Source organism: Roseateles sp. (genome assembly GCF_052436255.1).
Taxonomy (GTDB): domain Bacteria; phylum Pseudomonadota; class Gammaproteobacteria; order Burkholderiales; family Burkholderiaceae_C; genus Pelomonas.
In genome coordinates, this window is record NZ_JBQVNP010000102.1 from 1 (window position 1) to 18,504 (window position 18,504).

Consider the following 18,504-nt stretch of genomic DNA (forward strand, 5'->3'; position numbering starts at 1 on the left):
GGACATCGCGCTGCCGCTGCCGCCGCGGCTGCTGCAGACCGAGCTGACGGGCTGGACCCTGGCCGGCCTGGACCCGCGCGGCCAGAGCACCGGCGCGATCTCGCTCAGCCGCGAAGCCGTGGCCGGCAGCGCGCGTGCCGAGGACGCCGGTACGCAGCGCGACGCGCTGCCACCGCTGGTGCGCGTGGACCGGCGCCTGGAGCTGGGCCTGCGCTGGCAGGTGCAGACACGCATCGAGCGCATCGCCCCCAGTCGTGCGCCGCTGCGGGTGCGCTGGGCGCTGCTGCCCGGCGAGGCCGTGGGCGATGCACGCGTGACGGTGGACGACGGCTTTGCCAGCGTGCAGCTCGGCGGCGATGAGGCGGCCGAGGTTGCCAGCAGCCTGCCGCCGAGCGCGGCGCTGACGCTCATGGCCGGCAAGGAGCCCCACCAGGTCGAGCGCTGGACGCTGGCGGCGTCGCCGCAATGGCATGTCGAGCCCAGCGGCCTGGCGGCCACGGCCCTGCAGCAGGGCGGCGAATGGCTGCCCGAATGGCGGCCCTGGCCCGGCGAGACGCTCAAGCTGGCCGTCAGCAAACCGGCCGGTGTGGGCGGCCAGACCTTGACGCTGGACAGCGCGCGCACCGAAGTGACGCCTGGCGAGCGCAGCAGCGACGTGCAGCTGCAGCTGATGCTGCGCAGCAGCCTGGGCGGGCCGCATGCGCTCAAGCTGCCGGCGGGGGCCGAGCTGCTGGGCGTGAGCATCAACGGCACCACGCTGGCCCTGCAGCTGCGCGACGGCGCGCTGAGCCTGCCACTGACGCCCGGCGCGCAGCAGGTTGTGATCCGCTGGCGCGAAGCCGTGGGCATGGGCACGCTGTGGCGGCACGAGGGCCTGGCGCTCGGGCTGCCCGGGGTCAACGACAGCCTGATGCTGAACGTGCCGCAGGACCGCATCGTGCTGGCCGTCGGCGGGCCGCCCATCGGGCCGGCCGTGCTGATCTGGGGCGTGCTGGCCGTGGTGCTGGTGCTGGCGTGGTTCGCACCGCGTGGCCTGCCCGGGGTGATGGGACGGCCGGCATGGCTGGTGCTGGCGCTCGGCGTGGCGCCCGTGTCCTTCGGCGCGCTGGCCGTGCTGGCGGCGTGGTTCAGCGCACTGGAGGCGCGGCGACGCTGGGGCGGCGGTGGCAACCGGCGCGGCCTGCGCATCGCCGTGCAGCTGCTGCTGGTGCTGTGGACGCTGTTCGCCATCGGCGCGCTGCTGGACGTGCTGCGCACCGGCTTGCTGGGCTACCCCGACCTGCTCGTCGCCGGGCCGGGGTCGAGCAGCCATCTGCTGAGCTGGACGGCCGACCGCTTCACCGAACACACCGCCACGGCCTGGGTGCTGAGCGCACCGGTGTGGCTGTACCGCGTGCTGATGCTGGCCTGGGCACTGTGGCTGGCGGCGTCGCTGCTGCGCTGGGTCGGCTGGGCCTGGGCTGCGTTCAGCGCGGGCGGCGCCTGGCCGGCGAAGGCGAACACCGAGCAGGAGGGGACGGATCGCTAAGGCCACCACCGTCGTGACGGCGGCGGACGACCGCTACAAGCATGTCGACGCCGCCATGGCCGTCATCCAAGCCTCGGGCCTGCGCTGCGAGGTGCACGCGTTGGGCACCGTCGTCGAAGGCCCGCCCGTGTGGACGACTTGGTGCGCAAGTTGCGTAAGTGACCCGCTTTGATGCGGTCGCTGCGCCTTGCGCCGCATGGCCCGTCTTCATACCCAGAGAAATATCAATTCTTATAAATATTAGTAAAACGATATAATGGCGACGATGGTGGCGCCATGGTCGCCGCCCACGGCAACCGCGTGCGGTGCCGTCGCCAAGGCTGGTTGCACACGTGCACGCCGCCATCCCGCGCGCCCACGATCTGGTCCTGCCCGATCAGTTCAAGCGTGTTATTCGCTGCGGACTTCCATTCGCAGATTCGAAATCCGCATCCCTGACGGTGCGGCCATACCCAGAAAGGCTCGCCGATGAGCAGCAAGATTTATGTGGGCAACCTGCCCTACTCCGTGACCGATGCCAGCCTGAGGAGCAACTTCGCCGAGTTCGGCAGCGTCGCCTCTGCCAAGGTGATGATGGACCGTGAGACCGGCAGCTCCAAGGGCTTTGGATTCGTGGAAATGGCGTCTGCCGAGCTGGCGCAGGCCGCCATCTCGGCCCTGAACGGCATGTCCGTCGATGGCCGCTCCATCGTCGTGAGCCTGGCCCGACCGCGCGAAGCAAGCGCAGCGTCGAATGGCTATGGTGCCGGCGGGTTCACCGCGACCAAGCGCACCGACGTTGGCTATGGCACGGGCGGCTTCGGCGGCGGTCGCTACTGAACCAGCGGCTCCGCGCGAATGACCGGCTCTCCTGAGCCGGTTTTTTTTCGCCTTGGCCGCGCACGGCCCGCCTCACGTCTCCCCCAGCCGCTCGAACTCCGCAATCACCTGGGCCCCAAACAGCAGCAGCGCCGCCGCGACCTCCAGGCTCAGCAGCACGGCGATGGCGGTGGTCAGCGAGCCGTAGACGGTGCCGATGGCCGATAGCGTGCCGAAGTACCAGACCAGCACGTGGCGCGACAGCTCCCACAGCAGCGCCGCCGCCAGTGCGCCGATCAGGGCCAGCGGCAGCGAGGGCCGGCCGACCGGCATGACCATGTAGACCGAGGCCAGCACGAAGACCTCGCCGGCGAAGCCGAGCAGGTAGAGCATGACGCCCGACAGGCCGTCGAGCGACCAGCTGTGGCCCACGAACTCCACCTCGCGTTGCCCCAGCGCCTGGAAGCTGCCCGCCACCAGCGTGACCAGCAGCAGGCCGACGCTCAGGCACAGGATGTAGAGGTAGGGGATCAGCACCGACACCATGAAGTGCCGGCTGTGCGATTTGCGGCGGTGGTGGAAGATGGCCCGCATCGCGCTCTCCAGCACCGAGAAGGCCAGCGAGCTGAAGAACAGCATGCTGATCAGCAGCACCCAGCCCATCACATCCCGGTGGGCCAGGAAGCGCGCCAGCTCGGCCACCACCGCGGTCGACTGGCCCGGCACCAGCCAGGCCAGGTAACGCCCGACGGTCTGCAGCAGTTGCTCCTGCTCGACCCAGTGCGACAGCGCGATGACGCTGAGGATGAGCAGCGGCACGATGGACAACAGCGCGTAGTAGGCCACGGCGCCGGCCAGCAACAGGCCCTGGTTGGCCCGGAAGGCCTTGAGGGTGTGCCAGAAGAAGCCCCAGGGGTCCTGCAGGAGCCGCGTGGTCTGGTGTGCGAATTGGCGGGCGAGAAAACGCATGGCTGGCAGCCTAACGCGGGGCCGGCGCGCAATTCGCGCACGGCCCGCACGCGGCCTATGCGCTGACAGCTGCGCAGATTCCCCGCCGACAGACGACGCCGCGCGCCACGGCGACCCTTCAGCATGGACCACCCGACCGCCCAGACCCTGACGCCCGAGCTACCGGCCGCCATAGCGCCCGAGGTGGAGCCTTCCGCGGCGGCGGTGCCGATGTCGGTGCGCATCCGCAGCTTTTCTTTGGCGGTGATCGCCTTTCTTGCCGTGCTCTACATGCTGCGCTGGGCCAGCACGATCATCGTGCCGGTGCTGCTGGGCTGGATGTTCAGCCATGCACTCAAGCCCGTGGTCGACCGCATGGAGCGGCTGCGGCTGCCCCGGGCCCTGGCAGCCGGCGTGCTGCTGCTGAGCCTCGTGGGCGGCTTCGGGGCCACCGGCTACTCGCTGGCCGATGACGCCAGCGCGCTGCTGCAGACGCTGCCCGTGGCGGCGCAAAAGGTGAGGAAGGCCGTCGCCGCGCACCGCGCCCAAAGCGGCGGCGCTCTCGAACACGTGCAGAAGGCGGCGCTGCAGCTGGAGCAGGCGGCCACAGCCGGCGGGCCGGCGGTCGCGCCACCGCGGGGTGCCACGCGTGTGGTCATCGAGCGGTCTCATTTCAACCTGCAGGACTACCTCTGGACCGGTACGGTCGGCGTCATCACGTTGATCGGGCAGGCCGTGGTGGTGTTGTTCATCACCTTCTTCCTGCTCGCCTCGGGCTCACATTTCCGCCGCAAGCTCGCCCACCTGGCCGGGCCGACGTTTGCCAAGCGGCGGCTCACCGTGCAGACCATGGACGAGATCGGGCTGCAGATCCAGCGGCACCTGATGGTGCAGGTCATGGTGAGCGCCACGGTTGGCCTGACGGTGTGGCTCGCGTTCACGCTCATCGGACTGGACCACGCAGCCGTCTGGGGTGCTGCCGCCTTCGTGCTGGACTTCATTCCCTACGTCGGTGCCACCATCCTGGCCGTCGGCTCGGGGCTGATGAGCTTCGTGCAGTTCGGCAACGTCGACATGGTCCTGCTCGTGTCGGGGACGGTACTGGTCGTGCACACCATCTCGGGCAACCTGCTGATGCCCTGGCTCAGCAGCCGCAACACGCGCATGAACGCCGTGACGGTGTTCATCGGCGTGCTGGCCTTCGGCTGGCTGTGGGGCCTGCTGGGGCTGCTGCTCGCCGTGCCCATCCTGGCCAGCGTCAAGGCGGTGTGCGACCGGGTCGACGAGCTCAAGCCCGTCGGGGAGCTGATGGGCGCCTGAGGCGCACCTCAGCCGCCGCGCCGCTGCAGGTCGTAGTCGCGCAGTGAACGCAGCAGCGCCTGCTGGCGCACGCCGGGCTGCAACTGGCGCGCCACCTGTTCAAAGCGGCCGACGTTGCCGGCGTTGAGGAAGGGCCCGATGTTCTCGGCCACCGACTGCGCGGCCTGCCAGCCACCGGTGTGGACCAGGCCGATGAACATGTCGTCATAACCGCTGGTCATGCCCAGCTGCTGCCATTGCCGCAGCACCGGGTAGGCCTTGGCCAGCAGCACGGCGTCGTAGGTCTTGGAAAGGGCCGCCACGGCCGCGCCGGCGGTTTCGGCCGACGGCGGCAGCCGCGCCGCCAATGCCAGCGCCGCGGCCTGCACATGGCCGTCGGGGAAGGCAAGCAGCTCGCGTGCCCAGCTGGCCTGCTCGGCAGGGCTGCCCTGCGCGGCGAGGCGGTCCAGCTGGCCGAGCAGCAGGCGCACCACCTCGAAATGCTCGTCCATGCCCTCGCCGCGCGTCAGCCGGCAGCTGTGGGTGGCGTAGCACTGCGTCAACGTGCGCAGCGCCTGCGCGGGCGCGGCAGTGGTCAGCGAAGCGACGGCGGCCGGCTCCACCGCCGTGGCCACGGTCGATGCGGTTGGCTCGGCCCACGCCAGCGGCGAGGCGCTGGCGGGCAGGGCGGGCGCTGCCGGGCGCGCGGCCGCGACGGCATTGGCCGGGCCCTCGCGTTGGGTCCACACAATCCCGGCCGTCAGCGCAGCAGCCGCAGCCAGCGCCAGTGGGAGCTTCATCGTCTGCGTCCGGTCAGGGCTGCAAGGCCAGGAAGGCCGCTGCCGGCCAGCGGTTGCCGCGGCAGTAGGCGGCGTTGCCGGAGCGCGTCAGGCAGGCGTTGACGAGGGCCGTGCCGAAGGGCCCGTAGACATCGGTCTCGGCTGCGCCGTTGCGCGTGACGGTCTCCGTGCAATGGAAGCGATGCGCCGCGGAGCGCGCCGCGCCGCGCGGGCAGTCGCCATTGCCGTTGGCCGCGGCGGCCAGGGCCTTGCTCCAGATCGGCATCGCGACCGCGACGCCGTCAACGACGGTGGCGCGGTTGGCCGTGCAGACCGCACCGCCACCGGCATCCACGCAGGCCTGCACGGCTGCGGCGGTGAAGGGCCCGTAGGCCTGGCTGGCGCTGGTGCACTGGCGCACGTGGGCGTCGTAGCGCGTGCCGTTGGGGCAGTGCGCGTGCTTGGCCGGCACCGGTGCGGCGGCCGGCACGGCCCAGCTTGCCAACGTCGACACCGGATAGAGGTTGCCGGCGAAGATCCAGCCTTCGCGCAGCACGCCGTCGTTGTGCAGGTACTCGACGCGGTAGTAGAGGTTGTTGGCCGAGGCCGTGCCGAACACCTCCTTGACCTGCACCGGCGTGCCGGCCGGGATGGCGATGAGCAGCGCGCCGCCGGGCGTGGCGCGCATGTTGAGGTTGGGCACCACCTTGACCCAGTCGCCCGCGTGGGCGATGGCGCCCGCACCGGCAGGTGCGGCGCCGACCGCCAGCGAGGCGTGCGTGGCCGCCGTGCCGGCGTCGATCCAGCCATCGGTCAGCGCACCGTTGATCAACGCACGGATGCGGTACAGCCGGTGCTGCTGCACGGCACCGCTGACCATGAAGTCCAGCACCTGGTAGCTGCCAGCCTCGGCCAGGCCGAGCACCATGCCGTCGGGCGCGGAGCGCAACTCCAGCGGCCGCAGTGTGGCAATCGCGCTGGCCAGCGACTGCAGGCCCGCCACCTGCGCGCGGCAGAGCTGGTGGCGGTTGTGGTCGACACGGGCATAAGCGGCGGTCTGCGCGACATAGACCTGCGTGACGCTGCTGTCGTCAGAGCTTGCCCGACCCGCCAGGCAGGCGGCGTCACGCATGTCGTCCACGCATTCCAGCGTGCTGCCGTTGAGCACGCAGGCGGCTGCACCCACCTGCAGCAGCTTGCCGGCCTCGACGGTGCCGCCCGTGGGCACGGGGCATAGCGGGCCGTTGTCCATCAGGCAGTCCACGTCGATGCCGGCGGGCTTGGCGAGGTCGGCGATGTCGACCAGCCACAGCCGGGCGTCGTAGTTGTCGCGGTAGCCGTTGTCCTTGGCCACGTTGACGTCCGCCGCGTTCTGCCAGCGGCAGACCCGTGTCGGGCCGCCGTTGTAGGCCGACCAGGCCGAGCGCGCCCGGCTGCGCCAATAGGCGTCGACCTCGGCGGTGGTGCCGCTCGGCGTCGTCACGCCGCCCAGGCAGGCATTGGGTGCGGCCTCCCACGCGACGTAATAGATATCGATGGCGTAGGTGAAGTTCTGCATCATGTTCCAGCCCTTGCCCTGCTGGAGCTGGACGAAGTGATAGCGGTCGTCGACCTGCATCATTCCGTGGCCGTGGCCGCTGTCGCCGCGCATCATCTTCAGCGTGTACGGCTGGCCCGCCGCGAGCTGGGCGTCGCGGTAGTGCGACCAGAAGGTCTCCTGGCGCAGCGTGGCGTAAGTGCCGCGCTGGAAGGCCTCCAGCTCACGCGCCGACACGGCCGGCTTGCGCGAGCGCAGGTAGCGCTCGCTGGCGTCGCGTATGACCGGGTACATGGCCTGCATGTAGCGCTTGCGCTCGTCGACGAGGCTGGCGGACGCGTCACTGAAGATGACGCCGGCGTAGTTGCCACGCACGAAGCTGTCGGGGCCGAAGGCATTGGCGTCGCAGCCCGACGGCGCGCGGCCATGCGTCCAGGTGCCGCCGACCTTGTTGGTGCAGGCCCAGTCATTGGGCGTGGGCGTGTAGGCGGCCTGCGCCAACCCGGTGAAGGAGGCGGCGAGGCTCAGGCACAGGGCGCTCAGCAGTTGTTTCATCACGGCCTCCTTCAGCGTGAACGGCGACGGGCGGCGATGGCCAGCAGGCCGGCCAGCATCAGCACGACGCTGCCGGGCTCCGGCACGGCGGCCACGTCGCCCACGCGCACGGCCCAGGCCTGGCCCAGCGTGTCGGTGGCCAGGGCCTCCTGCGCGCCCATGCCCATGAAGAAGCTCAAGGCCCAGCCGGTCTCGGTGGCGGTGCCGCTCCAGAACACCGGGCCGAAGGGGTTGCCGGGGTCGACCAGGCCGATGAAGGCGCCCGTCTGCGCCAGGCCGGCCACAGTGTTGCCGAGGCTCGTGTAATACAGGTGGCCCAACTCGGTGTTGGCCCCGGCGTTGTTGAGGCCGATGTCGGTGGAGCCGTCCTCCGAGTACTCGAGCTGCAATGCCAGGCCGTTGACCGGTGCGACCGTGGGCAGCCGCCAGTCGCTGACGCCGCCGAAGCTCAAGGCCTCGGCCCACTGGGCCGCATCGGCCTGTGTGCGCAGGCCGCCCAGACCGGCGTCGGCCAGCCAGGTCAGGTTGGTGGCGGTGTCGTAGACCATGCTGCCGTTGCCGCGCAGCTGCAGCTCGGCCCGGGCCGGCATGCCGCTCAACAGTCCCGTCAGGGCCAGGGCGGTGAACAGCGTCTTGTTGAGGTTCATGGCGGGAGCGAGGGCGTCGCGAAGCTGAGGCGGGTCGCATGGTCTGCAAAACCGCCGTGCACCGAACAGCGGGTTAGTCCGCGGCGCCCTTGCCAATTCGAACGGGCTGCATAACCGATGGGAATGCGGGGCGGCGCGTGCAAAGGCGGGTTTCTCCAGCGTCGGCAGGACAATCGCCAGCCCGCTCCGGCGCCCCCCTAGTTTTTGGGGGGCACCCATCCTCAGCGCCCCATCCGCATGCTCGCCACCGACTGGTTCTCGCCCGCCCAACTCTTCGGGTATGCCGCTTTCGTGCTCGGCGTCGGCTGCTTCCTGCAGACCGACGACCGGCGCTTCAAGTGGTTCATGACGGGCGAGTGCATCGCCTACATCGCCCACTTCGCCCTGCTGGGCAACCCGACGGCCGTGGCGAGTTCGTCACTGTCCATGCTGCGCTCGCTGCTGTCCCTCTACACGCGCTCGGCCTGGGTGGCCGTGCTCATCGTCGCCGCCAACATCGGCTTCGGCCTGGGCATTGCCGAGAAACCCAGCGACTGGCTGCCGCTGACGGCCTCCTGCCTGGGCACCATCGCGCTGTTCACGCTGCAGGGCATCCCGATGCGTCTGCTGATGCTCTGTGGTACGGGGCTGTGGATCGCCAACAACCTGATCGTCGGCTCCATCGGCGGCACGGCGCTGGAGATCGTCATCGCGGCGATCAACCTGGTGACGATCACGCGGATGGCGCGGGCTCGACAAGCGGTGTGAAGCACCCCCCGCGTCTGGGCGTGGCGGCGCGGGGGCAACGAGCTACGCTCTTGCACCCCTTGTCGCCTGGAGCCGCTGATGAATCGCTATCTGCCCTGGGTCGCCGCGCTGGCGCTGACCACCGGCCTCACGCCTGTCTGCATCGCCGCCTATACCGCCACGGCGGACACCAATGCGACGGCGCTCGGCCAGGTCTATGTGGGTGACAAGGACCCAGTGATTCAGGGGCTGGGCGACCAGCAACGCGACGTGGTGCAGGCCGGCACCGCAAGGGCCAACGCCGCCACCGGCTTGCATACCGCCCTGGACAGCGCCGATGCAGCCGGTGGTGGCAACAGCTGGGCGCAGGTGGCTGCGGGCGGCATCCGCCTGCAGGCCACGGCGGTGGGCAGCGCGCTGTTCCTCACGCCGGGCAATACCGACTTCGCCCGCATCATCGGGCGCAGCAACGCCTATGCCGCCGGCAGCTTCAGCGACGGGCTGACCTTCTTCATGCCCGGCGTGGCGCCGGGGGCGCCGCTTGCCGTGACGTTCTCGGTCAACGTCACCGCCAGCCTGGGCGGCAACGGGCAGTTCTCCGCCGGGCTGTCGGGCTTCAGCACCGTCACCGAGATGCGCTGGCAGGTGGCGCTGGGCAACCTGTCCGACGGCCGCACCGAGACCGAATACAACAGCAACGGCGAGACCAGCCGCGGCGCCGCAGCGACCGGCCTGTGGACGTTCACATCCACCGTGAGCAACGGCGTGGCGACGACGCTGGCGATGGAGGCCTCCGCCGGCGCCGCCGCTCAAGGTGGCATCAACTGCAGGGGCTGCGGCCTGTCGACGATATACGCCGAGGGCCTTTCAAACGCCGACTTCAGCCACACCCTGGCCTGGAACGGCATCCAGGGCGTCACCGACGCTGGCGGCAACGTGCTCGACCTGGGGAGCCTGCAGGTCCTGTCGTCGTCGGGCGCCGACTACCTGGGCGCCTGGACGGCGCCAGTGCCCGAGCTCTCGTCGGCGTGGCTGATGGCGGCCGGCCTGCTGGCGCTGCTTGCCGGCCTGCGGCCGCGCCGGGCGCTGAGGCCACGGCGGTGCGCCAGCGCGGATCAGCGGTTGGCGGAGTAGTTCACCGGCAGCCAGTCATAGCCCTTGCCGTCGGCGCGCAGCCGGCCGATGCCAGGGAAGCTGACGTGCGTGACGGCGACGTAGTAGCCGTCTTTCGCGGCGGCGGCGTAAGCCTTTTCGCGCGCCGGGGCGGCGGCCTTGGGGTCGCTGTCGAACTGGATGGTCACGCCCGGATCAGGGAACTGCACCGCGGCGACATGCATCAGGTCGCCCCAGAACATCATCTTCTGGCCCTTGCTCTCGGCCACATAGTTGCTGTGGCCGGGCGTGTGGCCGTAGGCGGGAAAGGCCTTCACGCCCGGCACGATCTCGACGCCAGCGGCGCTGCCCTCGAAGGGCTTGAAGCGGCCGCCGTCCGCAAAGCCCTTGACCAGCGCCGCGATGGCCTTGGCGCCGTCGCCCTTGGCCACCTGCTCGGCCGACAGCCAGTGGTCGCTGTCACGCTTGTCGATGCGCAACGTCGCATTCGGGAAGGCCGTGGCGGAAGCGCCGCCGATGTGGTCGCCGTGCATGTGGGTGATGACGATCTCGTCGACCTGCTCGGGCGTGTAGCCCGACGCCTTCAGGCTGGCCAGCAGGCGGCCGAGCGTCGGACCGAACATGCTGGCGGCACCGGCGTCCACGAGCACGAGCTTGGCGCCGGTGTTGACGAGGTAGGCATTGACCGACGTCTCCAGCGGCACGCCGAGGTAGCGGTGTTGCAGGGCCTTGAGGGTGTTGGGTGCGGGCTGCTGCAGCAGCTTGTCCACGGGCAGATCCAGCGTGCCGTCGTTGAGGGCCGTGATCTCGAACTCGCCCAGCTGCAGGCGATACCAGCCCGGCGCCTGGCCCTTGAGCTGCGGGCCGGCGGCCAGGGCTGTCGTGGCACTGAAGGCAAGGGCAAGGGCCGAGGGGAACAGGCGGTTGGGCATCGGGGGTCTCCGGGGGTTGGATGAGAAGCGGCGCGCAGGATAGCGGCGGCTTCGCAAGCTTGCAGCCCTGGGGTGTTGTCTGCCGGCTGGACAGGGTGAGGCGCCGCGAATGCCTGGATTCCGGACAGTCCGGGCCCCGCAAACGCTGAAACCGCGGGTTAGTGCGCAGGGGTTACTACCGAATCTGCCCTGCTTTGGCGCGGGCATGGCTTTTGCGCTTTGGCCACTGGTTCCGCATAAAACATCCAGGAGACAAAGCCATGACCCGACGCCACCCGGCGCCCGCCCGTTTGACGCGCTTGCATTTCGCCATCCTCGCCGCCCTCGCTGGCGGTGGCGCAACGCTGGCCCTGCCCGCAGCCGCCCAGTCCCCCGCCGCGGACACGACCGTGACGACGCTGGATGTCGTCAAGGTCACGGCGCGCAAGCGCGAGGAGTCGCTGCAGGACGTGCCCGTGGCCGTCACGGCGCTGACCGCCGACCAGCTGGACAAGCTCGCCATCAAGGACCTCGGCGACCTGCAGGGCCAGGTGCCCAACCTGACCATCTACGCCGCGCGCGGCAGCAACACGACGATCACGACCTTCATCCGCGGCGTTGGCCAGGCCGACCCGCTGTGGGGCGTGGACCCGGGCGTGGGCATCTATTTCGACGACGTCTACATCGCCCGCCCGCAGGGCGCGCTGCTGGACGTGTACGACGTGCAGCGCGTGGAAATCCTGCGCGGCCCGCAGGGCACGCTATACGGCAAGAACACGGTGGGCGGCGCGGTGAAGTACGTGTCCAAGCCGCTGCCGCAGAAAACTGAAGGGCAGGTGACGCTGGCCGTCGGCAACTACGGCCAGGTGACGGCCAAGGGCGGGGTGGGCACGGCCGTCAACGACGGTCAGCTGCGCTTTCGCGTGGCCGGCGCCAGCCTCGACCGCGACGGCTTCGGCAAGAACCTGACCGACGGCAGCGACGTCAGCAACCAGGCCACGACCAGCGGCCGCGTCTCGGTAGGCTGGTTCCCGACCGGCTCGACCTTCAACGCCCAGGTGTCGGTGGACCGCACGGTGGACAACTCCAACATGCGCGGCTTCCAGCGTCTGAACGTCAACGCCTTTGACCCGGCCAGGACGCCGCCCACCACCGGCCGCTATGACATTGCGTCGGGCATGCCCAACAAGAGCAGGACCAGCAGCGAGGGCGAGTCGCTGACGCTGAACTGGGGCCTGAACAGCGACTGGAGCCTGAAGTACATCCTGGCCCACCGCGCTTCGGACACCGACACGGCCATCGACTTCGACGGCCTGCCCAACAAAATCGCCGACGTGCGCGCCGAGTACCACGACAGCTCGACCAGCCACGAGCTGCAGGCCATCTACGAAGGCGCCAACCACTCGGGCGTCATCGGCGCGTACTACTTCGATGGCCGCGCCGGCGGCACGGTGCGCAACAACTTCTTCAACGCCTCGTTCGGCACCACCAACGGCATCGTCTATACGCAGGGCAAGGCGCTCTTCGGCGACTGGAGCTGGCGCCTGACGCCGCAGTTCAGCGTCAGCACCGGGCTGCGCTACACCGACGAGACCAAGCGCGCCGTGGTGCTGAACCGCGCGTTCGCGAACGACAGCTTCAGCGGCACGCCCATCGCCGTGCCGGCCAACTTCGACAACAGCCGCTCGGTGACCAACACCTCGCCGCGCCTGTCGCTCGAATACAAGGTCAGCAACGCGGTCAAGCTCTACACGACGGCCTCGCGCGGCTTCAAGAGCGGTGGCTACAACATCCGCGCCAACACGCTGGCCTTCCCGGGCTCGTCCAAGCCCTTCGAGGACGAGGTGCTGGACTCGCTGGAACTGGGTGCCAAGATGGTGCTGGACGGCGGCCGGCTGGAGCTGAACACGGCCCTCTTCCACAACAAGTACAAGAACGTGCAGCTGTCGGTGTTCACCAGCTACACCCAGGCCAACGGCCAGCCGGGCTTCTTCGGCGACTTCACCAACGCCGGCAAGGCGACGGTGCAGGGCGCCGAGGTCGAGTTCGCGTACACGCCCAGCAGCGGCTGGCGCATCAGCGGCCACCTGGCAGCGCTGGATGCCAAATACGACGAGTACATCGACCGTGGCGTCAACGTGGCCGCCCAGAAGAAGTTCACCAACACGCCCAAGTTCGCGGCCGGCCTGAACATCGAGCACAACGCCAAGCTGGCCGTGGGCACGCTGCGCTCGCGCTTGGGGCTGACCCACCGCAGCAAGGTCTACCCGACGACCGACCTGGCTGAGACGTTGTCGCAGGATGGCTATGCACTCGTGAGCGCCGGCCTGATCTGGGAGAAGGACAGCAAGCTGAGCTTCTTCCTGCAGGGCAGCAACCTGACTGACAAGGCCTACAAGACCGACGGCTACAACATCGCCGGTCTGGGCGTGCTGAACGCCTTCTATGGCGCGCCGCGAACGGTCAGCATCGGCGGGACTTTGAAGTTCTGAGGGGGTGGGTCGCTGGCGCGAGGCAGACACGCCTCGGTACTCCTGCGCATTGCCAAGTGCGGTGCCGGGGGTCCCGCCCGGCGGCGGGGTAACTTTGGCTTCGCCGAAACCTTCGGTTTTCTTCTGCGGGGCAAGAAGAAAGTCACCAAAGAAGAGGCCCTGAACCGCACACCCAGCACCACTTGCACGAGCTGCGCCGTGCAACAGCCAGATCGCTGTCGCCCACACGCGACCCGCTTCGCTCTCGCTGCTGTCCCTATCACCAGCGCCACGCATAGCACCACCTGCCCGCTGAACGCGCGGCTGCACGCCGGGCTCACCAAAACAGCCAATACAGCGTCGCTCGGGCGACGCGATCGCTGCGCAACATCCATTGGAGCGTCGCCTCAGCGACGCGGTATTTCCTGATGAGGTCGGCGTGCAGCCGCCGTTAACCGGCGTGAGCACCACACGCACCAAAAACCAGAAGTACCGAGCACGAACATGACCGCCCAAATCCGCGCCCTACCGCGCTACATTCCCGCCGTCATGCCCCTGTCCAAAAACCAGACACCCGCCCAGCACGACATCCCGCAGGACGTCGACGGCCTGCTGCGCCTGGCCGCGCAGTCGATGTTCGACGTGCTGGCGCGGTCGACCGAAGGGATGATGGTCGTCGACCGCCACCACCGCGTGGTCTGGATCAGCGAGGGCTACAAGCGCTTCCTGCCGGCGCTGGGCTTCACCGACGAGCATGAGTTCGTCGGCAAGCGCGTGGAGGACGTCGTCCCCAACACGCAGATGCTGCAGGTGCTGGAGACCGGCAAGCCGGTATTGGTGGACCTGCTGACCAACAAGGCCGGCACCTTCCTCGTCAGCCGGCTGCCGTTGAGGAACGATACCGGCGAAGTCATCGGCGCGCTCGGCCTCGTGTTGCTGGACCACCCCGAGACGACGATGCAGCCGCTGATCGCCAAGTTCTCGCGGCTGCAGCAGGAGCTGGAAGACACGCGCCGCCAGCTCGCCGCCCAGCGCCGGCCCAAGTACACGATCGCCAGCTTCATCGGTGCCAGCCCCGCGGCGCTGGAGGTCAAGCGCCAGGCGCGCCGCGTCGCGCAGACCGACTCCACCGTGCTGCTGCTGGGCGAGACCGGCACCGGCAAGGAGCTGATGGCGCATGCCATCCATTCCGCGTCGCGCCGCGCGCACCGACCGCTGGTGGGCGTCAACATCGCCGCCGTGCCCGAGACGCTGCTGGAGGCGGAGTTCTTTGGCGTCGCGCCGGGCGCCTACACGGGCGCGGACCGCAAGGGCCGCGACGGCAAGTTCAAGCTGGCGGACGGCGGCACGCTGTTCCTGGACGAGATCGGCGACATGCCGCTGGCGCTGCAATCCAAGCTGCTGCGGGTGCTGCAGGAACAGGAGGTGGAGCCGCTGGGGTCCAACACCGTGCTGCGCGTGGACGTGCGCGTGATTGCTGCGACGAGCCGCGACCTGTCTGCCATGGTTGCGGCTGGCGAGTTCCGCGCCGACCTGTACTACCGCCTGAACGTGCTGCCCATCCGCGTGCCCGCCTTGCGCGAGCGCCTGGACGACATCGAGGCGCTGGCCGAAGCGCTGGGCGAAGACATCGCCCGCCGCAGCGGCATGCCGCAGAAGCTGCTCAGCCCTGACGCCATCGAATGGCTGATGCAGCAGGCCTGGCCGGGCAACATTCGCGAGCTGCGCAACACGCTGGAGCAGGTCAGCCTGATGAGCGACGACATGCAGCTGACGGCGGCGAGTTTTCAGGGGCGGCACGGCATGCCGAAGGCGGCGACTGTGGTGGCTGCGCCGGTCGCTGCGGCCGCGCCGGTCCCGCCCGAGGTGACGACCTCCCAGGCGGTCGCACCGCTGCCGGAGCTGATCGAGGCGCTGGAGCGTGACGCTATTCGCCGAGCGCTGCAGGCGACGGGCGGCAATCGCATGGCGGCGGCACGGCTGCTGCAGATTTCTCGGGCGTCTCTGTATGAGCGGCTGGCGAGGTGGCCGGACCTGGAAGTCCAGGTTTCAGGCAGCGCCTGAATTTCGGACACTCACGCGGTCCCTAACGGCCAGAAACGTCGGGACAACCCGAACGAAAACCGCCCCGGCGCCCCCTTCCCCGCCGGGCACGGCCCTTGCAAAAAGGGAAGACACCGTCTGCCGATAGAGCAGACTGAAAACGAAATTGGAGACAAGCCCATGCGCCACACCACGCGCCGCTTTGCCCTCGCCGCTGCCGCCCTGGCGGTTGCCTTGCCTGGCCTCGCCCTGGCGCAGGGCAAGGACATCCGCATCGCCCACGTCTACAGCAAGACCGGCCCGCTGGAGGCCTATGGCAAGCAGACGCAGGTCGGCTTCATGATGGGCCTGGACTACGCCACCGGCGGCACCATGACCGTGGCGGGCAAGAAGCTGGTCGTCATCGAGAAGGACGACCAGGGCAAGCCCGATGTGGGCAAGAGCCTGCTGGCCGCGGCCTATGGGGACGACAAGGCCGACATCGCCGTCGGACCGTCGTCCAGCGGCGTGGCCCTGGCCATGCTGCCGGTGGCCGAGGAGTACAAGAAGATCCTGCTGGTGGAGCCCGCCGTGGCCGATTCCATCACCGGCGAGCGGTGGAACAAGTACATCTTTCGCACCGGCCGCAACTCGTCGCAGGACGCGCTGGCCAATGCGGTGGCCTCCGACATCGCCGGCCTGAACATCGGCGTGCTGGCCCAGGACTACGCCTTCGGCCGCGACGCCGTGAAGGCCTACAAGGAAGCGCTGAAGAAGGCCAGGATCGTCCATGAGGAATACCTGCCGACCGCGACGACCGACTTCACCGCCGGCATCCAGCGCCTGGTGGACGCGCTCAAGGACAAACCCGGTCCCAAGGTGATCGCCGTGGTGTGGGCCGGCGGCACGCCGCCCTTCGGCGCGCTGGCCGCGCTGGACCTGCAGAAGCGCTACGGCATAGCCGTGGGCTCGGGCGGCAACATCCTGCCGGCCATGGCGGCCTACAAGCAGTTCCCGGGCATGGAAGGCGCGACCTACTACTACTTCGGCATCCCGAAGAACCCGGTCAACGAGTGGCTGGTGTCCAACCACTACAAGCAGTACAAGCAGCCACCGGACTTCTTCACGGCCGGCGGCATGAGCGCGGCGATTGCCGTGGTCGAGGCGCTGAAGAAGACCGGCGGCGACACGACGACCAACAAGCTCATCAAGGCCATGGAAGGCATGAGCTTCGAGACGCCCAAGGGCAAGATGACCTTCCGCCCGGAAGACCACCAGGCGATGCAGTCCATGTACCACTTCAAGATCAAGGTGGACCCGGCCTTCCCGTGGGGCGTGCCGGAGCTGGTGCGTGAAATCAAGCCGGAAGAGATGCAAGTTCCGATCAGGAACAAGCGCTAAGACTCAAGGCAACCACAGAGGCACAGAGACACAGAGAAATCTCTGTGTTGGCTGTTCTCCGTGCCTCTGTGCCTCCGTGGTTGCATTTCCATTTCCCGCTGACGCGCCCATGCTCGAAACCAAGAACCTGACGATCCGCTTTGGTGGCCATGTGGCCGTCGACGGCGTGTCGTGCGCTTTCCAGCCCGGCACGCTGACGGCCATCGTCGGGCCCAACGGCGCCGGCAAGACGACCTACTTCAACCTGATCTCGGGCCAGATGCCCGCGAGCAGTGGCGAGGTGTGGCTGGACGGGGAGAACCTCACCAAGCTGCCCGCGCCTGTGCGCACGCGGCGCGGCCTCGGGCGGGCCTTCCAGCTGACGCAGTTGTTCGCGCACTTGACGGTGCTGGAGAACGTGAGGCTGGCGGTACAGGCGCGGCACGGTAAGGGGCTGCGCATGCTGTCGGTGTGGCTGTCGCATCGCGAGCTGATCGACGAGGCGCGGGCCATCCTGGACCGCGTGCGGCTGGGCTCGCGCGCCGACGACTTCGCCGCCAGCCTGCCGCATGGCGACCAGCGCAAGCTGGAGGTGGCCATGCTGATCGCGCTGGACCCGAAGGTCTATCTGTTCGACGAACCGACGGCCGGCATGAGCGTGGACGAGGTGCCGGTGGTGCTCGATTTGATCCGCGCGTTGAAGGCCGAGAAGAAGCACACGCTGCTGCTGGTGGAGCACAAGATGGATGTGGTGCGTGAGCTGGCGGACCGGATCATCGTGCTGCATCAGGGTCGGTTGGTTGCTGACGGCGATCCTGCGACCGTCATCGCCTCGCCCATCGTGCAAGAGGCTTACCTGGGAGTCGCGGCATGAACCTGCTTGAGTTGCGCGGTGTTCATACGCATGTCGGGGCGTATCACATCCTCCACGGCGTCGACCTTGAGGTCCCGGCCGGTCAGGTGACCATGCTGTTGGGCCGCAACGGCGCAGGCAAGACGAGCACGTTGCGGACGTTGATGGGATTGTGGACGGCGAGCAGTGGCTCGGTGTGGTTCAAGGGCGAGGACATCACCAGGCTGGCCACGCCCGACATCGCGTCGCGTGGCATTGCCTATGTGCCCGAAACCATGGGCATCTTTGGCGAGCTGAGCGTGGCGGAGAACCTGCTGCTGGCGGCGCGCTCTGCCAAGCGGTTAGGGGATCTGGATGCGCAACGGCTGGAATGGCTGTTCGGCCTGTTTCCCGCCATCAAGACCTTCTGGAACCATCCGGCCGGCAAGCTGTCGGGTGGGCAAAAGCAGATGCTGGCGATTGCGCGCGCCATGATCGAGCCGCGTGAGTTGCTGGTCATCGACGAGCCGAGCAAGGGGCTGGCACCGGCCATCGTGGCCAACCTGATCACGGCGCTGCGGGAGTTGAAGAAGACGTCGCAGACGACGGTGTTGCTGGTGGAGCAGAACTTTCGGGTGGCGGCTGAGCTGGGCGATTCGGTGGCGGTGATGGATGACGGGCGGATCGTGCACCGGGGTTCAATGCGGGAGTTGATCGAGGATTCGTCGCTGCAGCAAAGGTTGTTGGGGTTGTCGTTGGGAGCGCATCAATGACGTTTCTGGGTCGCCCCTCGGTACTCCTGGTTGATGGCCAATGTGGTGCCGGGAGTCCCGCCCGGCGGCGGGGTAACTTTGGCTTCGCCGAAACCTTCGGTTTTCTTCTGGCCCCGCAGAAGAAAGTTACCCGCCTGCCGGGGCGGACTCCCGGCAATGCAGCGATGCCGCACCCGCTCCGCCAA

General features: G+C 68.6%; 16 protein-coding genes and 1 pseudogene. 11 read left to right on the forward strand and 6 right to left on the reverse strand.

Translation table 11 applies throughout. The features are described from left to right. The 3 genes and pseudogenes from ACT6S0_RS19380 to ACT6S0_RS19390 all read left to right on the forward strand — a co-directional run. Positions 1-1,528, forward strand: a pseudogene (locus ACT6S0_RS19380) (hypothetical protein); the annotation flags it as partial. Between the two features lie 13 nt (positions 1,529-1,541). Beyond that, complete coding sequence (locus tag ACT6S0_RS19385; RefSeq protein WP_444765419.1) at positions 1,542-1,700, forward strand: thiamine-binding protein; 159 nt, start codon at positions 1,542-1,544, stop codon at positions 1,698-1,700. Positions 1,701-1,996: 296 nt separating this feature from the next. After that, positions 1,997-2,347, forward strand: coding sequence for an RNA recognition motif domain-containing protein (locus ACT6S0_RS19390; protein ID WP_444765420.1), 351 nt, complete (start codon positions 1,997-1,999; stop codon positions 2,345-2,347). Positions 2,348-2,419: 72 nt separating this feature from the next. On the opposite strand, the gene ACT6S0_RS19395 is transcribed toward ACT6S0_RS19390, so the two are convergent. Next, positions 2,420-3,295 (reverse strand): YihY/virulence factor BrkB family protein, encoded by an 876-nt coding sequence (locus ACT6S0_RS19395; RefSeq protein ID WP_444765421.1) that lies wholly within the window; start codon positions 3,293-3,295, stop codon positions 2,420-2,422. Between the two features lie 123 nt (positions 3,296-3,418). Between ACT6S0_RS19395 and ACT6S0_RS19400 the strand changes: the two genes are divergently transcribed. Then, positions 3,419-4,594, forward strand: coding sequence for an AI-2E family transporter (locus ACT6S0_RS19400; RefSeq protein ID WP_444765422.1), 1,176 nt, complete (start codon positions 3,419-3,421; stop codon positions 4,592-4,594). 8 nt (positions 4,595-4,602) lie between these two features. On the opposite strand, the gene ACT6S0_RS19405 is transcribed toward ACT6S0_RS19400, so the two are convergent. From ACT6S0_RS19405 to ACT6S0_RS19415, 3 genes are read right to left on the reverse strand one after another with little or no spacing between them, the layout of a single operon-like run. Next, positions 4,603-5,373: a hypothetical protein gene (locus ACT6S0_RS19405; protein ID WP_444765423.1), complete on the reverse strand. Its 771-nt coding sequence runs from the start codon at positions 5,371-5,373 to the stop codon at positions 4,603-4,605. A gap of 13 nt (positions 5,374-5,386) precedes the next feature. Continuing rightward, positions 5,387-7,444, reverse strand: coding sequence for a hypothetical protein (locus tag ACT6S0_RS19410; RefSeq protein WP_444765424.1), 2,058 nt, complete (start codon positions 7,442-7,444; stop codon positions 5,387-5,389). 11 nt (positions 7,445-7,455) lie between these two features. Continuing rightward, positions 7,456-8,091 (reverse strand): PEP-CTERM sorting domain-containing protein, encoded by a 636-nt coding sequence (locus ACT6S0_RS19415; RefSeq protein WP_444765425.1) that lies wholly within the window; start codon positions 8,089-8,091, stop codon positions 7,456-7,458. A gap of 237 nt (positions 8,092-8,328) precedes the next feature. Here ACT6S0_RS19415 and ACT6S0_RS19420 point away from each other — a divergent pair, with 237 nt between their 5' ends. Beyond that, entirely contained in the window at positions 8,329-8,838 is a 510-nt protein-coding gene (locus ACT6S0_RS19420) for a YgjV family protein (protein WP_444765426.1), read from the forward strand. Between the two features lie 78 nt (positions 8,839-8,916). Continuing rightward, on the forward strand, positions 8,917-9,951 hold the full coding sequence (locus tag ACT6S0_RS19425) for a hypothetical protein (protein ID WP_444765427.1): 1,035 nt from the start codon (positions 8,917-8,919) through the stop codon (positions 9,949-9,951). On the opposite strand, the gene ACT6S0_RS19430 is transcribed toward ACT6S0_RS19425, so the two are convergent. Beyond that, positions 9,933-10,862, reverse strand: a complete 930-nt coding sequence (locus tag ACT6S0_RS19430) for an MBL fold metallo-hydrolase (RefSeq protein WP_444765428.1) — start codon at positions 10,860-10,862, stop codon at positions 9,933-9,935. The two genes, ACT6S0_RS19425 and ACT6S0_RS19430, sit on opposite strands and share 19 nt — an antisense overlap. A gap of 260 nt (positions 10,863-11,122) precedes the next feature. On the opposite strand from ACT6S0_RS19430, the gene ACT6S0_RS19435 reads away from it, so the two are divergent. The 5 genes from ACT6S0_RS19435 to ACT6S0_RS19455 all read left to right on the forward strand — a co-directional run bounded on the left by ACT6S0_RS19435 (position 11,123) and on the right by ACT6S0_RS19455 (position 18,319). After that, the gene (locus tag ACT6S0_RS19435) at positions 11,123-13,333 is read left to right on the forward strand and encodes a TonB-dependent receptor (protein ID WP_444765429.1); all 2,211 of its coding nucleotides are present in this window, start codon (positions 11,123-11,125) and stop codon (positions 13,331-13,333) included. A gap of 528 nt (positions 13,334-13,861) precedes the next feature. Next, positions 13,862-15,376: a sigma-54 interaction domain-containing protein gene (locus ACT6S0_RS19440; protein ID WP_444765434.1), complete on the forward strand. Its 1,515-nt coding sequence runs from the start codon at positions 13,862-13,864 to the stop codon at positions 15,374-15,376. Between the two features lie 159 nt (positions 15,377-15,535). Further along, the gene (locus ACT6S0_RS19445; protein WP_444765430.1) at positions 15,536-16,735 is read left to right on the forward strand and encodes a substrate-binding domain-containing protein; all 1,200 of its coding nucleotides are present in this window, start codon (positions 15,536-15,538) and stop codon (positions 16,733-16,735) included. A gap of 109 nt (positions 16,736-16,844) precedes the next feature. Next, entirely contained in the window at positions 16,845-17,588 is a 744-nt protein-coding gene (locus ACT6S0_RS19450; RefSeq protein WP_444765431.1) for an ABC transporter ATP-binding protein, read from the forward strand. After that, on the forward strand, positions 17,585-18,319 hold the full coding sequence (locus tag ACT6S0_RS19455; protein ID WP_444765432.1) for an ABC transporter ATP-binding protein: 735 nt from the start codon (positions 17,585-17,587) through the stop codon (positions 18,317-18,319). Before ACT6S0_RS19450 ends, ACT6S0_RS19455 begins: the two co-directional genes overlap by 4 nt. On the opposite strand, the gene ACT6S0_RS19460 is transcribed toward ACT6S0_RS19455, so the two are convergent. After that, positions 18,313-18,504: hypothetical protein (locus ACT6S0_RS19460; protein WP_444765433.1), on the reverse strand; the 192-nt coding region annotated here is incomplete at its 5' end. The genes ACT6S0_RS19455 and ACT6S0_RS19460 overlap by 7 nt on opposite strands.